General features: G+C 67.7%; 15 protein-coding genes. 14 read left to right on the top strand and 1 reads right to left on the bottom strand.

From position 1 onward, the window contains the following. Positions 1-80 precede the first annotated feature (80 nt). From G361_RS0130700 to G361_RS47430, 8 genes are all read left to right on the top strand, one after another. A complete protein-coding gene (locus G361_RS0130700; protein WP_019930969.1) occupies positions 81-1,199 on the top strand; it encodes a GAF domain-containing protein in 1,119 nt (372 codons plus the stop codon). Between the two features lie 81 nt (positions 1,200-1,280). Next, positions 1,281-2,297: a conjugal transfer protein gene (locus G361_RS0130695; RefSeq protein ID WP_231387135.1), complete on the top strand. Its 1,017-nt coding sequence runs from the start codon at positions 1,281-1,283 to the stop codon at positions 2,295-2,297. 23 nt (positions 2,298-2,320) lie between these two features. After that, positions 2,321-2,584: a hypothetical protein gene (locus G361_RS0130690; RefSeq protein ID WP_019930967.1), complete on the top strand. Its 264-nt coding sequence runs from the start codon at positions 2,321-2,323 to the stop codon at positions 2,582-2,584. Further along, complete coding sequence (locus tag G361_RS0130685; protein ID WP_036495612.1) at positions 2,581-3,078, top strand: hypothetical protein; 498 nt, start codon at positions 2,581-2,583, stop codon at positions 3,076-3,078. Before G361_RS0130690 ends, G361_RS0130685 begins: the two co-directional genes overlap by 4 nt. Continuing rightward, on the top strand, positions 3,078-5,588 hold the full coding sequence (locus G361_RS0130680) for an ATP-binding protein (RefSeq protein ID WP_019930965.1): 2,511 nt from the start codon (positions 3,078-3,080) through the stop codon (positions 5,586-5,588). Before G361_RS0130685 ends, G361_RS0130680 begins: the two co-directional genes overlap by 1 nt. Before the next feature lie 144 nt (positions 5,589-5,732). Beyond that, positions 5,733-8,057, top strand: coding sequence for a hypothetical protein (locus G361_RS0130675; RefSeq protein ID WP_155981865.1), 2,325 nt, complete (start codon positions 5,733-5,735; stop codon positions 8,055-8,057). 66 nt (positions 8,058-8,123) lie between these two features. Next, entirely contained in the window at positions 8,124-9,023 is a 900-nt protein-coding gene (locus G361_RS0130670) for a hypothetical protein (protein ID WP_019930964.1), read from the top strand. Positions 9,024-9,109: 86 nt separating this feature from the next. Beyond that, positions 9,110-10,744, top strand: coding sequence for an NlpC/P60 family protein (locus G361_RS47430; RefSeq protein WP_155981864.1), 1,635 nt, complete (start codon positions 9,110-9,112; stop codon positions 10,742-10,744). A 9-nt stretch (positions 10,745-10,753) separates the two neighbouring features. On the opposite strand, the gene G361_RS0130655 is transcribed toward G361_RS47430, so the two are convergent. Continuing rightward, positions 10,754-11,920 carry a transglycosylase SLT domain-containing protein gene (locus G361_RS0130655; RefSeq protein WP_019930961.1) on the bottom strand — a complete coding sequence of 389 codons (1,167 nt, stop codon included), beginning with the start codon at positions 11,918-11,920 and terminating at the stop codon, positions 10,754-10,756. 453 nt (positions 11,921-12,373) lie between these two features. On the opposite strand from G361_RS0130655, the gene G361_RS0130650 reads away from it, so the two are divergent. The 6 genes from G361_RS0130650 (at position 12,374) to G361_RS0130625 (ending at position 17,444) form a co-directional block, all read left to right on the top strand. Beyond that, positions 12,374-12,865, top strand: a complete 492-nt coding sequence (locus tag G361_RS0130650; protein WP_155981863.1) for a hypothetical protein — start codon at positions 12,374-12,376, stop codon at positions 12,863-12,865. Positions 12,866-12,994: 129 nt separating this feature from the next. Next, a complete protein-coding gene (locus G361_RS0130645) occupies positions 12,995-14,530 on the top strand; it encodes a hypothetical protein (RefSeq protein WP_155981862.1) in 1,536 nt (511 codons plus the stop codon). A gap of 43 nt (positions 14,531-14,573) precedes the next feature. Further along, the gene (locus G361_RS0130640) at positions 14,574-16,079 is read left to right on the top strand and encodes a PPE domain-containing protein (protein ID WP_155981861.1); all 1,506 of its coding nucleotides are present in this window, start codon (positions 14,574-14,576) and stop codon (positions 16,077-16,079) included. A gap of 5 nt (positions 16,080-16,084) precedes the next feature. Then, complete coding sequence (locus G361_RS0130635; protein WP_231387162.1) at positions 16,085-16,411, top strand: hypothetical protein; 327 nt, start codon at positions 16,085-16,087, stop codon at positions 16,409-16,411. Beyond that, the gene (locus G361_RS45490; protein ID WP_019930956.1) at positions 16,408-17,073 is read left to right on the top strand and encodes a hypothetical protein; all 666 of its coding nucleotides are present in this window, start codon (positions 16,408-16,410) and stop codon (positions 17,071-17,073) included. The genes G361_RS0130635 and G361_RS45490 overlap by 4 nt, the downstream gene beginning before the upstream one ends. A gap of 17 nt (positions 17,074-17,090) precedes the next feature. Further along, a complete protein-coding gene (locus tag G361_RS0130625; protein ID WP_019930955.1) occupies positions 17,091-17,444 on the top strand; it encodes a hypothetical protein in 354 nt (117 codons plus the stop codon). Positions 17,445-17,471 lie beyond the last annotated feature (27 nt).

Raw genomic sequence — 17,471 nt, 5'->3', positions numbered from 1 at the left:
TAGCTGAGGACTCCGAGGTCGAGACCCGGAGCGGGCGGATGCGGACGAGAGCAATGCGAAATGGCGCAGTGATCCCATGGGTGACGGTGGAGACCTTGACGCCGGACGCCATGACGGTCGCGTCCGTCGGGGACATCCCCCGCGAATTCTCCGGTGTCCAGCGGGTTCTGCAACGACTGCTCGCCAAGACCCCGGCGCTGTACGACGGTCTCACCACCGCGGGTATCGGCGAGGCGTTGCAGTCCGCGCTCGCTCGGGCGACCGAACTGGATCTGCGAGTGTCCACCGGGGCCGGACCGCATCTGTTGCGGTTGCGACCGGTGTTCGGTCCGACCGGAGCGGTGCACGCGCTGCGAATGTGGCTGGGCCCGGTGGGCGTTCGCATTCCGGAACCCGAGGCGGTGGTGGGTGCGATCTGGGACTTGCCCACGCAGACCATCCAATTACCCAGCGGCATAACCAGAATGCCGGGAATCGCGGTCGAGGAATATGCGCCGCGCATGTCCGTCGCCGAATTCTTCTATCGCACGGTGGGTTTCGATCGGCACGCCGAGGTGCTCGATCTGCTCTACGACCACAAACCCGGTGACAAACTGCAGTTCGAGGTGAATCTGCTCGCCGGAACAGGGCGGCCGGGCCGCTGGCGGATCAGTATGCGCGGGCGCGACGACGACCGTGCGCAGGGCGCGTGGTGGCTGATCGAGGACGTCACCTCGCCGACCACGCCGGTGCAGTGGCCGACTCTGGAACGGGTCGCGCTGCGCGAGGCGCACCGCCGCGCGGGCAACCATCTCGCGGTACTCCAGCTGGAGCACGCCAGCATCTCGCACTGGCTCACCGATCCGGCGCCGTGGATCCGCTGGGACTACCTGTTCCGGCCGGTCGACGTCTTCCATCCGGAGGATCGGGGCCGGCTGATCGAACTGGGCAGCCGGCTGCGGGGCGGCGAAACCGCCGAGATCACCGTGCGCACACTGAATTACGCCGGCGACCACACCCCCACCTCGCTGCTGCTGTACCCGTATCCGGGCTACTCGAGCCGGCCGCTGACCATCGCCGAGATGGTCCGCGACGGCGACACCCCGGCCGTGACGCTGCCGCAGCGGCCCGCCCCCGATCCGGACCGGACCCCGGTCGGCTACGACGAACAGCTGTGGCACTGGCTCGCGGGCCGGATGAGGCGCAGCCCCGCCTACTGATACGCCCCAGCGTCGGGGAACCCCCAGCAATGGGAACAGTAAATCGAATAGCGAAATGAATATCGCTCTACCATTTCGGGAGTGCTGACAGTGGCTGGCAGAACTGCGGATTCCGGCGAGGAATTACTTCGCCGAATGGCCGCACGCCGCCGCCGGGACAATATTGTCGTCGGCGTGCTCGCGGTGCTCGCACTACTGGGTGGCGGGCACGCGATTCTCTCCTTCTTCTCGCCGCCGCCGCCGGGTCCGTCCGACGATTCGACGACCCGAATTATCGCGCACGAGCAGCTGGCCCAGTCGTTCGCCCGGGATTTCGTGGTGACGTATCTGAGCGCCACGTCCGGGCAGCAGGACAAGCTCGCCGAGTACGTCAGTACGGGGCAACAGGTCACGCTGCCGTCGATCGGCCGGCAGATCACCGACGGCCAGGTCGTCTACGCCGCGCGGATGTCCGCGAGCGAGGCCCTGGACGTCTGGACGGTGACCGTGTCGGTGCGAGTGACCAGAAGCGCTATGGCTGCCGCGGTCACGGGGGGCGACAAGCAGTACTACCGGGTCGCCGTGTCGGTGGCCGACGGCCGGCTGCGCGCGCTGTCGCTGCCCGCGGCGGTCGGTGCGCCGATCCGCGGTGACGACCTCATGCAGGGTTACAGCACCACCTGCTCGCCCGATACTCCGCTGACCCAGGTCGCGGCGGGCTTCCTCGCCGCCTACGCCGCCGGTTCGGGCGATGTGGCCCGGTACGTGACGCCGGACTCCGGGATCAGCGCCCTGCACCCGTCGCCGTACTCGGCCATGGACGTCGCGACGGTGATGTCCGACGACTCCGGTTGCGGCGCGAGTGCGACGACCGCGCACGTGCTGGCCTCGGTGAACCCGAAGGCCGACGGCGGCGTCGCGCCGTCGCTGGCGTATCCGCTGACCATGGTCCGCAGCGGCGGGCAGTGGCAGGTGCAGGCGATGGATTCCGTTCCCTACCTGCGTAATCCGATGACCGTGGTCACCGGGCAACAAGCCGGACGCGACGCCGCCGCGGCGTCGAGCGCCGCCAAACCGTCGGCCAGCGCGGTACAGGTGCCGCCTGCCACCCAGAACTGACCGGACCCGAAAGGACCCTCCGCATGGGCACCAACCTCGCTACCCTCCTGTACAACGTTCTGATCGCCTTCCGGTGGATCGGGCTGATCATCCTGACCATCGCCAGCATGGCGATCCTGATCTCGGAGTCGGCCAAGGCGAAGCTCTCGCCGGGTAAGGTGCTGGCCGTCGCCGGCTCGGCGATCGTTGCGGCCGTGGTGTTCTGGGTGCTGCCCTCGCTCGTGAACTACGCCCGCGTCGACGCGACCACGTTGGTTCCGGGCCAGCCGATCGGCGGGTACCGATGAGCCAAGTGATCAAGGTTTTCACACCGATCAAACGGGTGCCGACCATGATCGGCAAGGCCCAGAACGGCCAGAAGCTGCCCTTCGGCCCCTACACGCTGCCGCAGGTCGGCGCCGCGGTGGTGCTGTTGCTGCTGACCGCGGTGTGCTCCATGACTTTTCCGCTCAATCCGGCGCTCACCTTCATCGCCGGGCTGATCCTGACCGTGCTGACGGTGTTCGCACTGGGCCTGGTGCCGTACACGGGCGTGCGGCTGAGCTCCCGGGTGTTCTGGGTGGGCCGGTTGATCGTGCGCCGCCGGCCGGTCTCGGCCTCCGGCATGCCGATCGATGCCGAGGACTCCTCGCGCACGACGCTGTTCGTCGAGGAGACCGTGGTGGTGATCCTGCCCGACGGCCGGGTGCGGGAGCGCCCAGCGGTCGACGCCCGCCCCAACGGGCTGTTGCTGGAATCGATCGCCGCCCGTCCGGCGGCGCTGAGCGGAGGGCCCGGCTGATGGCGTTCGACCGGGATCTGCAGCCGACCGCCGCGATTCGCGGCAATCTCCAGTTCACCCATTCCGGGCTGGTGACGGCGAACTTCTTCATCAATCCGCTGGGGTACGGGTTGCGCAAGGCGAGCGACAAGTACGACGTGAAGATGGCGCACCACTCGTTGGTCAACAATCTGCCGAACGGTTCGCTGCTGCTGGGTATCCAGGCCCGGCTGAACACCCTCGACGTGCTCAGCAAGATGGTCGAGGGGGTGGATCTCGACGAGTGTGAGGACTACGCCGACGAGGTGGTCTCCTCGTTCGAGCGGGTGCGGTCGATCGTGCCGCAGACCCGGATCTACCTGCTGTCGATCCCGGTCGGCGCCGCGAGCGCCACCGGTATGTCCACCCTGTCGCGGGTCTGGCGCGGCAGCACCACCACCATCGACGCGACCGCGCTGTCCAGGGCCGAACTCGACGCGTACCAGGACAAGGCCGAGGAGATCCTGTCCCGGATCGGCGGCGATTTCGAACCCACGCCGGTACCCGCGGCGCTGTTCCAGTGGCTGTGGGAGCACTATCTGTCCCGCGGCGCGGCCGGTGATCCGATCGCGCCCACCCGCGCGGGAACCCTGGACGACGCGACCGCGGCGGTGTTCCGATCCGCCGCCCTCGACGAGGGTGCGCAGGCCGACGGCAACCACCGGCTGCGGCCGTCGTTCGTGCCCGTGGTCAAGGTGGTGCAGCCGGACTTGGAGTTCATGCCCTCCTACCAGGCGATGCTCACGCCGCATTCGTTCCCGTACGCCGGCATGACCTTTCCGGGCGGCAGCGAATTCCTGAACGTGCTCGAGGGACTCGGCAACGTCACGGTCGACTGGGGTATCCGGGTGTCCACCCGGTCGGCCGACCAGGTGCTCAAGCACAACGAGACCAGCCTGCGCCGGCTCGGCGAGCAGATGGATCAGCGTGATCAGGAGGTCTCGTTCGCGCAGAACACGCTGATGTCCAAGGCCCAGATGCTCGGTGAGTACAACCAGCATTTCGAGGTCAACGGCGCGGAGTCGGAGGTCTCCTTCACCACCGTCGTCGCCGTCGGCGGGGCGAGCCGCGACGTCACCATGGACGCGGTGAACACGCTGAAGCGGCGCTACAAGCGTTTCCAGATCGATCTGACCGCACCTGTCGGCGCGCAGGTCGACCTGTGGTCGATGCTGATTCCGGGCAGCCAGCCCCGGCGCGCCTTCGACGATTACGCGCATATCGTGCCGTCGGATATGTGGGCGGGTTTCGTACCGTTCATCACCAGTCAGATCGGTGACGATTCCGGCCCGGTGATCGGTGTCAATCTGATGTCCGGGAATTTCGAGCCGATCCATTTCGGGATCATGGAGGCGGCGCTGCACGACCTGTCCGCGTCGTTCGCGGTCACCGGTGAACTCGGTTCCGGCAAATCGTATTTCCTGAAATTGATCGCGGTGCTCGTGCACGATATGGGCGGGCAGTTCCTGGCGATCGATCGCAGTCAGGTCGGTGAATGGGAGCACTTCGCCACCTCGATCGACGACGCGGTGATCATCGACCTGGCCAATCCCACCGTGTCGCTGGATCCGCTGCGGCTGTTCGATCCGCGCATCGCGGGCGAACGTACGCTGGATTCGCTGCTGCCGCTGCTGGATCTGTCGCCGACCTCCGGGGCGGGCGCGGCCGCCTCGAATCTGCTTACTCCGCGCGGTGTCGCGGAGCATCGGATCCACAGCCTGCTGGACATGTTCCACGCGGTACGGCGACTGGCGGAGGATCCGCAGTACGGCGTGGAATTCGCCGATCTGGCGGCCCGGATGGGCACGGTCGTGGACCGGGTGCCGGTGCTGTTCGATCCGAAACTGCCGACCCTGAGCCTGAACGCCGCCGCGACGGTGGTCCGCAGCCACAATCTCGCGCTGCCGACCGCCGAGGAACTGACCACACCGCATCTGTACGCCCGGCTGCCGCTGACCAAGCGGCTGGGCACCGCGCTGTACGAACTGGTCGGCGTCGCGGCGCGGGAGGCGTTTCTCACCGACAACGGGCGGTTCGGGCTGCTGGTCGGCGACGAGGCGCACCATTTCACCCAGACCCAGGTGGGTTCCGCGGTCACCTCCGATTTCAGCCGTGACGGCCGAAAGCATCTCGCCGCAATCGGTTTGGCCTCGCACGATCCGGCCGCGGACTTCCAGGGCGCGGCGCACAACCTGATTCCCAACCGTTTCGTGTTCCGGCAGCGCGACGAGACGCTGGCGCGCAACTGCCTGGAATGGCTGGGTGTGGATCTGAACGAGGCGCCGTTCCTTTTGCAGGTGCTGCGGGAGGAGACCTCGCCGCCGATCGGTCCGGGCCGTCAGGTACCGGAGGAGCGGCGCGGCGAGATGTTCATGCGGGACGCGCTCAATCGCATCGGGCGCGGAAAAGTGCTGGGGCCGGCGCGGGCCGACCGGGCCGCCGCGATCACGAGTACCCCCGGGGCGATGCGGGCGCTGGATCGACGGGCATGAGGCATGGTCACGACAGGTAGTTTCGATCGCCGGTTCTCCGGTTCCCGCGCTTGGGATTTCGAGTACTGGCGCTTGCCCGCGGTCGTACGGCGATGTCGCGGTTGGCTTTACGCGACACGCCGACGGCGGTGGACGTTCCGGGTGGTGGCGGCCTTCCTGCTGTTGCTCGTCGTGCCGGCGATCCTGGGCGCCGTCGCGACGGCCCAGACCACCACGTCGACGACCGATACGTCGACGACCTCCTCGATCAACAACGCGCTCAGCTGGATGGCGGTGCAGGATTCGTCCGGGGTGCCGCTGTCGAACTACGCGTTCGCCACCAACGACGGCAGCCTGCTGCATCCGTTCACCACGGTGCTGGCCGCGGTGATCAGCCTCGAATTCGCGGGCTGGCTGATCATCGTGACGACCGGGATCTGGATCGTCGGCTACGCCCTGAGTTTCAAGTGGCTGGACCTGTTCGCCGCGCCGATGCACGGCGTGGCGCAATCGCTCACCAGTCAGATCGCCCTGCCGATCGTGCTCGTCACGGCCGCGACGCTCGGTGCGTTCTTCGTGGCGTGGTTCTGGATTCGCGGGTACTACGCGAAATCGGTGATGCAGGTGGTCACCATGATCATGGTGGCGGTGCTGGGCCCGCTGTTCCTGGCCGAACCGCTGGCCGATGTGCTGTCCTCGGACGGCACGCTGGCGCAGGGCCGCAATCTCGGCATCCAGGTCGCCGCCGGTCTCAACGGCACCAGCACCACCGATCCCAGTCGGCTCGTCGTCGTCATGCAACAGCAGATGGCCGACAATTTCGCTCGTAAACCGTTGCAGGTCTGGAATTTCGGGCACGTCGTCGACGACTCGGTGGCGTGCCGCGCCGCCTGGAGTTCGGCCATGGCGGCCGCCAACGGCGACCAGGTTCGTAGCGGGATGAAGAACTGCGGTGACGGCGCGGCCTACAGCTCCGCCAACAGTCCCAGCGTCGGGCAGATCGGCGCCGGGTTGTTGCTGTTGCTGGCGGGGACGCTGCTGTTGTTGTTCGCCGTCGTGTTGTCGACCAAGATCATCTGGTCGGCGTTGGACGCGGTTTATCACGGAATACTCGTCATATTCGGTTTCGCCGCGGCGGGATTCATCTACGGTGCGCCGCAGACATTTCTGGTGCGCAATGTCGTCCACTCGCTTTTCGCCGGCGCGAAGATGGCGGCCCAGGTCATATTCCTCGGCGTCTACCTGTTGTTCCTGGGAGATCTGTTCCAGGAGGCGCAGGGCCAGGTGATGGCGGTCTTCGTGATCGGTGCGATCGTCGAGATCATCGCCATCCTGCAGCTCAAAAAGCTGACCCAGAGCCTGGAGAAGGGCAACGATTTCGTCGCGAACCGCTTCGCCCTGGCGATCCAGAACGGTATGGCGCGCCCCGGAGCGGGCGGCTCGAGCGGGTCGCAGGCCGCGATAGGCATGGGGCAACTCGGTGCGAGCCGCGGAATGCACCTGGGCATGCTCGCGACCCTCGGCGCGTTCAGCACCGTCAGCAATTCTCCGGCCACGGCATGGTTCATGGGCCGGACACGTAATCCGCTGACACCGTTCGCTCGTAGGGAGAAAAGAGCCGCGCTGGCGCAGTGGGGTGTCTGGGGCAGCGACAACTTCGGCGGCCCGAACGGCATGTACGTGCAGTCGTATCTCAATCGCAAGCTGTTCGCGGATGCCGCCCTGGAGGGTGCGCGAGCCTACGGCGGAGTCGACACGATGCGAGGGGCCGCGGCCGCGCTCCAGCACGCGTCGGACATCGGAGCGACGCAGGGCGATTTCCTGGGTGCGTTGATGGGAGCCGGCTTCAGCAACGTCTCGGTCATGCGGCACGTCGTCAACGAGTGGGGGACGGTGACCCGCATCGCCGACGGCTTCAAACTCGGTGACGAACGGCTCGCACGAGTGGCCGCGGCCACCGAGCGGAGCGACAACATCGTGCGCCGTTATCTGAACGGTGATGCCTCCGCCGAGGATGTCGCGGCCTCGATGTCCGTACTCCAGTCGGCCGCTTACACCTTCAGAACGGCAAATCCGGGCGGCATCGACGGTGTGACACACGACGAGCTGAGCTGGATCAACGATTACCTCGCCGATCCCACCCAGAAGAAGATGACCGATCTGACGAACCTGATCGGTGGTAGCGGCACCGGGCTCGTGCTCGGCGGGACCACCATCCCGGTGGATGCCATCGGCGCCCGCCGCATCGGCGCGTTCCTGTCGAACGAGCACGCGAAACGGATCCTCGAGAAGACCGACGAACTGGTCGCGACTCCCTGGAACCTGCAACTCCTCCGCGAACTGCGCAACGAGGGCGTGAAGGCTCAGCTCAGCGACAGCTTCGATCCGGATCTGTGGAAGCGGTTGCCGCCCTCGCGATTGGGACCGAACATCATGACGGACCCGGCATCGATCGCCAGAATGCAACCGGTCAGCAGGTTGATGCAATAGCGGAGAACAGTGCTGTGAACAGGTACGGGCATGCCGCCCGGTCGCCGGAGCGCACGGGAGGGTTGGATGATCAAACGCTTGGTCTTGTTCGCATTGGTGCCGGCCTGGTTGTGGGTCGCGATCCTGGTGATCGGGGCATTCGGGGGAGTTTTCGTCTCCCTGGCGGTGATCACCGCCAGCGTCGTCGGTTCGAGCGCCTCCGACTTCCACTATCAATGTGACAGCGCGGTGGGGCCGGACCCGTCGGATACCGAGACGAGTGCGGTCACCACGGCGGCGTCGCCGACCACACGGGCGGATTCCCTGTCGGGCACCGAGATTCCGACCACCAACCCCTACGCGGAACTGACCTTCGACGCCGGGGAGACCGGGGTGTCGGACTGGCAGCGGGCCTGTGCCTCGGCGATGCGTGCCGCGCCCTATCAGTTGCCGGCCCTGTTCACCGTCAACAGCGGATACTCGGCGCAGTGCGCCCGGCAACTGGCCATGGCGATGCTGAATCCTCCGTACGGCTCGAACTCCGCCTCCGGCACGAATCCACAGTTCACCGACCCGGCACTGGTGGCCGCCGGTGTGGTGTACCAGGCGTCGGCGGTGGCGAGTACCGGGCGATGTGACCCGGTGACCTCGGGCAGCGTGCGGAGTACGGCCACCGCGGGAAGCACCGGGAACGCCTACGGCTCGGTATCGGGCACCGCGTGCCCGCGCGCCGACCCCTCCGCACCCACGCTGTTGCCGAATACCATTGCCGCGCAAAGTCTTTGCGGGCAGCGGGTGGACTCCTCGGCGGTGTCCGCGGGCGATCTGGTCTATTGGGGATACCAGAACTACACCCCGACCAAGGTGGGAATCGTCGTGGACAAGGGACAGGTCATCGCGTACGACCCGTCCTCGGGCCGGTTGACCGAGCAGTCGATGCCGTCGGATCGCGACGTCCGGGTCAAGCGGGTGCTCGGAGGATCCTGATGGAGCCCGCTCACAACGAAGTGGATCCTGGTACGAATTCTCCTGCCGGGTCCCCGATCACGGCCGCTCCGGCGACACCCTGGACGGTGCGGACGGATCGCGGCCGGGCCGCGCATCCCTGGCAGTCCGGCAGGGATGTGGGCGACGCGGCCGGTGGCAGCCCGGTGCCGGCCACGAGCGGACCGGACGGCGTGGACGAGCGTCGAGGCGACAGTCCCCCGGCGGCCGCGGGATCCGGGGAGGACGTGGAGACGACCGGATCGGACAGCGCCGACGTCGGCGATCCGTTCGTCGCCACGGATCCGGCCCGGGGCGAGTCCACCGACCCGGCCGGGAATTCGCCTGCCTCCGTGGTGTCGGCGACGAGCGAGACCGGTGGGCCGGGCAGTTGGACAGCGAACGGGCGGCCGGTGACCACTGCCGCCGCGGACACGACCGCCGGTACCGGAACCGGCACGGCGTCTGCCGCGAGTCCGACCGCTGTCACCGCATCGGCCGGGCATCCCGCCGGGTCCACCGGCACCGGCCCGATCAGCACGGTGGGTGCGGCCACGTCGGGCGTCGGCGGCACCGGGGCCCATCCCGCGGCTGTTGCTTCCGGTGCCGCGCCGTATTCGACCGTGCCGGTATCCGGCCGGACCGCGCCGTTCGGCTCCACGTCGAACGACCGGCCCGCGCATTCGGATTCGACCGGGCAGCAGCCCGGGACGGCACCGAACGCCGACATGCTGAACATGCTGCCGGCGCTCCTGTCGGCGATGTCCGGGCTGGGCAGCGGCAAGGGTGCCGGCAGCGGGAGCGGAACGAGTCCGCAGGCGCAGCAGGCCCGGCAGGCGTTGCAGGATCTGGCCGACAGCCACGGTACCGGCGACACCACCTCGCCCGGGACCGGCGGCACTACGGCGCCGCGGACCGGTGGTACCGGTTCGGGCGGCGGCACCGGGTCGTCCGGTTCGGCTTCCGCCGCGCTGAACGCCAAGCAGATCTATCAGCGCACCGCATCCACGGCGTTCGGAAACCTGGACAACAAGCTGGTGTCCTACGTGAACGAACTGGGCGGCGTCACGTCGGGTAATCGCGCCAACATGGACCGGCTGCTGAGCGAGGTGAACACGGCGCTGAGCCAGATCGGCCCGGACGCCACGACCGTCGCCGGGCAGTACCGGGTGCACGCGCTGCTCGCCACCGCCCTGCACGACGCTCAGGTCATCGCCGGTGACACCGGCTCGTCCGCCGCGGGCACCGCCGCGGCCATCAACGAACTGACGCGCCAATACGTGTACAACGTCTCCGGCCAGGACTACCGGGCGAACTTCCACGGCAGCCGGGGCCACGGCACGTTCACCGCGAGTTCGACGGCGAGTTCGGCCGCGCAGCAAGCTATTTCGACCGCCGAGAGCGAATTGGGCAAGCCGTATGTCTACGGAGCGGAAGGCCCGAATTCCTTCGACTGTTCCGGTCTCGTGCAGTACGCGGCCGCCTCCGCCGGCGTCTCGATCCCCCGTACCGCCAGCCAGCAGTACCAGCAGTTGCCGAAGGTGAATCCCGCCGACATCCGGCCCGGCGATCTGATCTTTCCGGCGGCCGAATTCAACAACGGCAGTCCCGGCCACGTGATGATGTACATCGGCAACGGGCAGTGCATCGAAGCGCCGCACACCGGCGACGTCGTCAAGATCATCGGCCTGCCGCGCAGTTACGCGGCCAGCCGCTGGAGTTGAGCGCGGCGATCAGTATCCGACGTAGTGGCCGCCGTGGTGCATGTTCACGATGCCCGGGACGTTGTCCAGCGACCCGTAGCGGTGGATGGCGTACCGGACGCCCGCGATGATGTTGTCCACCGGATTCCATACGTTGGTGTGCCCGGGGAGCGCATATGCGTTGAACGTCGGATCTATGGTCTGCATAAGGCCTTTCGACGGATGGCCGGCTGCCGCGTTGCTGTCCCAGTTGTTGATCGCGTTGGGATTGCCCGCCGACTCGTGATCGATGATCGCCGCGATCGCCGCCGGATCCATCAGTTGCGGGTCGATCCCGCTGGCCCGCAGGATCTGCATCGCGTCGCCGATCCACTGGCCTACCCGGCCGGAGGGCCGGGCCAGTGGCGGCCCGCCGGAACCGCGTGGGGCGGAGGCATAACCGGTGCGCGCGCGGTTCGCCGCGCTCAGGTAGCGGTCGGCCAGTGCCGACACCTTGTCCGCTGTGACCGCGGCGGCCGACTCGCCCTGTCCGAGTGTGGAGTTCGCGCGCTGCAAGGCATCGGCCAGGGCCGAGGCGAGCAATTGTCTTCCGGCCGAGGTGTTCTCGATCGGTCCGACCGCGGTGACCGCCGCGTCGACATCGGCGACGATCGCGGCCATCACGGCCCGGCCGCGTGCGGTGTCGTCGGTCGAGCCCCGGAGCAGCTGTGCGAGTTCGGCGTTCAATTGCTCCATCGCGGTGGCGCTCCCGGACCGGGCCGTGGCGGCGGTGGCATATCCGCCACCGATGTTGCCGTCCCACAACATCGGCACCGTCGGAGCGTCGGTCGGCAGATTCGGTGGTGCGTAGGGCTGTCCGGTGTTCGCGGTCGGCTGCCCGTCGCCGAACTGCGCGGAGATGGCGGACAGTGCCATCATGGTCGCTCCGAGCATGCCGGCGCTGCCGGCCGGCGCCGTCGCCCCGGAGTCCGAGCCCAGCGTGGTGGGGGTCGGGGAAGGGCCGTTCGGTGTCGGCTTCGGCGCCTGCTGGGCCCGGCCGGGGTGGGCGTCGGGTGCGGGTACCGCGGCCGCGGGCCGGGGTGGCCGTGGATTACCGCGGCGGGACCGCGCCGGTCGCCGCTGGGTCGTGGTCGCCGCGCTGGGCGGCGAATCGGCCTGCCGCTCCAGGTGTTCCGAGGTGTCCTGGGGCTGGGTCATCGGCGACGCTGTGTTGCCGCGAAGGTGTGGTGGGCGACGCAGCCGGATCGGAGCGGCACGGGTACCTCCCTTCTGTCACGCCGGCGGCCCGATCGGGTATGTGGCGATCGGTAACCGGTGTCCATCATCGCTGCCCGCGGTACGCGACCGCCGTTCCCAGGTATGGGAATCCAACAGAATGAACACCAGGAGTGGGTCGCCATCGAGCGGATGAGTACAACTGTTCGCCGCCGATCGACGCCCACCGGCACTCGGCTGGAAGGTGGACTCTGCTGTGAAAACGCTCGGAGCCGCTTCGTCGCGGCAGGAAGTCGTGACACATCCGGGAGTGTCGTTCGCGATCGTTCGGTCAGGCGTCGGCTCCGGCCGGACGGAAGGGGCGCAGTCGAAATGAGTTGGTGGAAGCACGCTCTCGGCACGACGATCAGTATCGCGGCCCCGATCGTCGGCAATATGATTCTGCCCGGCGCGGGCGGTTTCATCGGCGCCGCGGCGGGTAGCGTCGCGGACGATTGGATCAACGGTAATCTGCACGGTTTCGGAGATGTCGCCGAGTCCGCCGCCATGGGCGCCGGGGCGCAGTGGATCGGCGGTAAGGTCGGAGCCAAGCTGCTCGGGAAATTCGCCCCGAAGATAACCGGAGCCGTCGATGACTCGCTGCTGGGTACCTCCAAGTCCGCGAAAGGTCTGCTGTGGCAGAACTTCAAGTGGAACAAGGGGCTGCTCGGCGATGTCCGGAACGGCGCCGACGTGGATCAATTCGTCAAGATGAGGTATGCCGGCAAGACGTTCGGCGGCGGTGTGTTGGACGGTCTCTACAGCGGTGCCAAGTGGGCCGCCGGATCCAATTTTGTGCCGGGTATGGGTGGTGGGGGCGACGGTGGTTCGAATGCGGTAGGGCTGGGCCAGATTCCGACTCAGCCGTTGACTTATGTGTCTGCCTGAGGGTGAGCGATGCCGGATCTCCAGCAACTGTTGATTCCCAGCCCCGACGGCATCCAACAGGCACTGAAAGACCAGAATGTACCGCAGGAAAATTGGCACCTGTATGCATTGCCGCAGAGTATCGTCGGCATGTTCCAGTCGTTGTACGACAATATAGGTGATCTCTACTACGGGCTCGGCAAGGATGACAAGAAGCTTCCCACTCTGGATTCCTTGACCCCCTTCGATCCGAGTTTGTCGGATCTGTCGGGTACCGCGCAGCTGCAAATGAACTACAGCGCGATCGTGGCGAGCCTGCAGCAGACGGCCATCGACTTGAACGCGAATGACAAGACAGTACTCGACACCGTGAAGATTTACGGAGACGCGGCCACCGATCTGCAGACCGCCCTGAACAAGTTCATCCTCGATCTGACGGCGCAGGCGTCGAACCCCCCGCCGAAGGTCAACCAGCCCGAACTGGAGTATGTCACCGGCTATCTGGCCGATGCCCGGGACACTTACACCAAGGATTTGGCATCCATCCACAAGGCGGCGCAGGACTCGGCCGACGCCCTGAACAAGACCAAACCCGGCGACGACCCGACCAAGCCGGGCAGCAGCACCTCGACCAGCCAGAGCGCATCCTCGCCCTACAATCCGCCCGCCGCGAGCCAGACGGGCAGCACCTCGGGCGCGACCTCGACATCGACCTCGGCCGGTGACGGCTACACCCCCATCTCCACCGGCGCGGGCACCTCCTCCGGGTCGACGTCGGCCTACGACCCGTACGGCAGTGCCGGAAGCACGGGTAGTACCGGCAGCACCGGCGGTCTCGGTAACACCGGGACCGGTACGGGTACCGGCACGGACGGCACCGGTAACGGCTACAACGCCGGTAACGCCACCCCGGCCAGCGCCGACACCGGCGGGGCGGATCTCAGCTCGCTGATGAGCATGTTGCCGATGCTGATGTCGATGATGCAGAACCGGGGGCTGACCGACCCGAGCCAGAACACGGACCCGTACGGCCGTGACCCCTATGGCGATCGGTACGGCCAGTACCCGCCGTATGCGCAGGCCCAGCCCGCGCAGCAGGCGCCCGCCCAGTCGGCGCCCGCGCAATCCGCTCCCGCGCAACAAGGGCCCACCAGCGGCGCCACGTCGAATCAACCGGCGGGCAACGCCCCCGGAACCCGCACTCCGGACGCGGACGGCACCGTCACCTACACATTCCCCGACGGTCAGACCCAGAAGGTCTCGCTCACCGTCGCCAAGGCCCTGGACGTGGCGTTCGGTAATCAGAAGAGCACCGACGCCCAGGCCGCGTACGCGGGCACGTCCGCGAAGTGGGCCGACAAGAAGACGATCGGCGCCTCGGTCGATCCGTATCAGTTGATGACAGGCGACGTGGCCACGTGGGAGAACGCGACCGCGATCGTTCGAGTGATGGGTTCCGGGACGGACGGTACGCTGGATGTGATCGTCGACGGGCAGCTGAAGCCGTTCGCCCCCGACATGTCGGGAGCGGCAGGCGAATTCGGGGCATTCACCGGATTCCAGCATCCCAACGGGATCGAGGTCACCAACGCCACCGATACCGGATCCGGTGGCGCGGCCGCGGTTCCCGGCGATCCGTCCGGTGGCGCCGCGGCGGCCGCGGTGCCGGCGGTCGCGCCGGCCTGACCGACGTGATCGCCGGAGGCCGGACCGGGAGAGGAGGTTTGTCGTGCCGGAGCTGAACGTGGATCCGCAGGAGCTGCTGGGCTTGGCGTCGACGCTCGCGGGGACCGCCCACACCACCGGACAATCGCTGCCCGCGGGATGGGTGCAGCACGCGGGCGCCGATCCGGTGTCGGCGGCGGCGGTGCCGTTCCTCAACGGGCAGACCGAGTCGATCTTCAACGGAACCCTGGACACGCTCAACGGGATTCATCGGACCGCGTACAAGATCGGTACGTCGGCCGCCGATTACACGGCCGCGGATGCCGAGGGCGGACAGCGGATCGCCGACGCCGGTGGCGGTCCGATCGCGGTCAATCCGGTGTCGGCGCAGTTGCCACACGACTTCCGGCTGGCGCCGCCGGGCGGCCCGAGCAGCGGCGCGGTCGATCCGATGACCTTCGCCCAGCAGTTGCACACCGGGCCCGGAATCGGGCCGGCCACCGCCTTCGCCGGGTCGATCCGCGACTATCTGAGCACCACGCACGCCGGCACCATCGGGCAGTTGGACGGTGCGGCGAACACTCTCCAGAACTGGTCGACGGGCGGGCCGCTCGCCGCCACCGAGGTGTCGCAGCATCGGAACACGCTGGACCGGTACGGTTCCCACCTGTCCGGGCTGGCGGACAACATCGACTCCTACACCGATGCCTTCAGTACGGCCAAGAGCAGGCATCCGACCCCGCAGGAGATCGCCGCCGCGCGTAAGGAACTGCTCGCGGCGATGAAGGGTAAGGACAAGGCGCGGCTGGCGACGGCGCTGGCGAAATATCAAGAGGTGATGGCGCAGTCACAGCAGGCGTTCACCGATTACACCTCGACGGTCGGCAGCAAGCTGGGCTCCGGTACCGGGACGGGCACCGGCTCCACCTCGACGTCGGGCACCGGAACCGGTACCGGCGGTACGAGTTCCGGCGGCAGCTCCAGCGACGCCAGCAGTCTCATGCAGATGTTGTCGAGCCTGATGGGCTCGATGGGCCAGGGCGCCAACGGTCTCACCGGCCAGAACGCCCAGAATGCCGATGCCCTGGGCGAATCCGGGCTCGACGGCTACGGGTATCCCAGCATTCCCGGCTCGCTGGACGGCGGTGGCGGTGGCGGTGGCGGTTCGGGCGGCGGTGGCAACGGCCTCGACACCGTGAACGTCGGCGCGATGCCGATGGTGGCGAGTACGGCCGGTCTCAACACCCAGGTCGCGTCGACGGCCGCGCGTGCCGCGGTGTCGGAACCGGTATCGGCGGCGACGGCCGCGACGGCCCGGGCCGGCACCGCGGCGGGCGGCGGCATGCCCTACATGCCGATGATGCCGATGGGCGGGATGGGCGGTGCGGGCGGCGGCAGCGGCAATGATCGCAACCGAGTGGTCGCCTGGCATCCGGATCGGCTGATGTACGTCGACGACACCCCGTACACCGAGCAGGTGATCGGCGAGAAACCGACGATTGCGCCGACCGCGACGCCGCCGACCACACCCGGCATCGGAAATCAGACCCACTCCGGAGGAAGCGCGTGAACGATATGCATCCCGACGTGCAGGCGGCGCTGGACGCCGCGCGGGAACTGCGGCACCGGATCGCCGATCTGCGCGAGCGCATCGACGGTATCCGGGCCCGGCGGCCGTCGCCCGGTGGCACGGTGGTTCCCGAGGTCGATGCCATGGGCAGACTGACCAGCCTCTACCTGGCGCCCGGCACGACCACGAAATTCACCGGCGCGGAACTGGTCACCGAGATCATGACCGCGATCCGGGAGAGCACCGTCGACGCCGGTCTGCAGTACCGGACCCTGATGGACAACGAGACGTGGAACGCGCCCGAGGCGAGCGTTCCCGCACAGCACTCATGACCGCGCCGAGCGAGGTCACCGTCGCCGACACCATCCGGTGGCTGCACGACGAGGGGCTGGTCCGGCTCATCGGCGTCGGCGAGCGGTCGTCCGCGCCGGTCGCCGCCTACACCGTGGCGGTCGCCACCGGTGAGGTCTCGGCCTATCCCTCGGGCGGTATCGGCGCGGCGGTGCAGTCCTTCCCGGCCGACGATCTGCCGTACCCGAACGGAACGTCGCGCCGGCTGGTGGTCGTCGGTGTCACCGCGCAGGAGACGGTGCTGGTGGTCGACTTGTCGGTGGCGTACACGCTCGCCATCAACGCCTCGCGTCCGGAGCCGGTCGCCCGCGCCTGGCTGATGCAACTGTTGCTGAATCCGGACAACACCGTCTCCACCAACAGTGGGGGACTGGCGGTCTCGGCCGGCGAGCGGTGCCGCCAGACCTTCATCCCCGGGGGCAGCGCGACCCTGTTCACGGTGGACGACCGCCGGCCCCCGGCCACCACCGTGACCCTCAACCCGGTCGCGGAAAGTCCCGACCGCCTCGAGGTCGAGAGCGACGGCTCCGGCGAACTGTACATCGGCAGCCGGTTCTGGCAGTTGCGGCTGGTGCTCACCGTGGACGACGGTGGCTGGGCACTGCTGACCGAACAGCTGGAATCGGCTGCGGAATCGGCCTGAGCGACAAGGAGTTTCACGTGACCGGGAGCTACGACTTCGACGATCTCGACGAGCGGGGCGCCGAGCCCGACTGGCGGAACCTGATCTACGAGGTGTTCAATCCGGAGAACAGCGTGGGGGTGGCGTGCAATCGCGACGGTGAGATCGTCGGCATGCACATCACCGACGACGCCTGCGACAACGGCGAGACGTGGCTGTCCGCCGAGATCCTCCGGACAGCCCGTCTGGCACATCTGAAGTCGCGCGTCGGGCTGCGAGCCGAGATGGAGCACAACGGCACTCGCCCCTACACCATCGACTCGTTCGACCTGCCCACCGAAGCCGCGTACCGGGCCATGGAACTGGCCGAATTCGGTTCCGCCGGATCCTGATTCGATCCGCACCTCCACAGACGGGAC

This window comes from Nocardia sp. BMG111209, assembly GCF_000381925.1.
GTDB lineage: Bacteria > Actinomycetota > Actinomycetes > Mycobacteriales > Mycobacteriaceae > Nocardia.
This window is presented reverse-complemented; position numbering and strand designations above follow the sequence as displayed.

What these genes read in the sequence shown, in the direction of transcription:
- G361_RS0130635 (WP_231387162.1), top strand. Translation starts at nt 16,085, where the DNA reads ATGCATCCCGACGTGCAGGCGGCGCTGGACGCCGCGCGGGAACTGCGG.
- G361_RS0130690 (WP_019930967.1), top strand. Translation starts at nt 2,321, where the DNA reads ATGGGCACCAACCTCGCTACCCTCCTGTACAACGTTCTGATCGCCTTC.
- G361_RS0130685 (WP_036495612.1), top strand. Translation starts at nt 2,581, where the DNA reads ATGAGCCAAGTGATCAAGGTTTTCACACCGATCAAACGGGTGCCGACC.
- G361_RS0130670 (WP_019930964.1), top strand. Translation starts at nt 8,124, where the DNA reads ATGATCAAACGCTTGGTCTTGTTCGCATTGGTGCCGGCCTGGTTGTGG.
- G361_RS0130680 (WP_019930965.1), top strand. Translation starts at nt 3,078, where the DNA reads ATGGCGTTCGACCGGGATCTGCAGCCGACCGCCGCGATTCGCGGCAAT.
- G361_RS0130650 (WP_155981863.1), top strand. Translation starts at nt 12,374, where the DNA reads ATGATTCTGCCCGGCGCGGGCGGTTTCATCGGCGCCGCGGCGGGTAGC.
- G361_RS0130645 (WP_155981862.1), top strand. Translation starts at nt 12,995, where the DNA reads ATGTTCCAGTCGTTGTACGACAATATAGGTGATCTCTACTACGGGCTC.
- G361_RS45490 (WP_019930956.1), top strand. Translation starts at nt 16,408, where the DNA reads ATGACCGCGCCGAGCGAGGTCACCGTCGCCGACACCATCCGGTGGCTG.
- G361_RS0130655 (WP_019930961.1), bottom strand. Translation starts at nt 11,920, where the DNA reads ATGACCCAGCCCCAGGACACCTCGGAACACCTGGAGCGGCAGGCCGAT.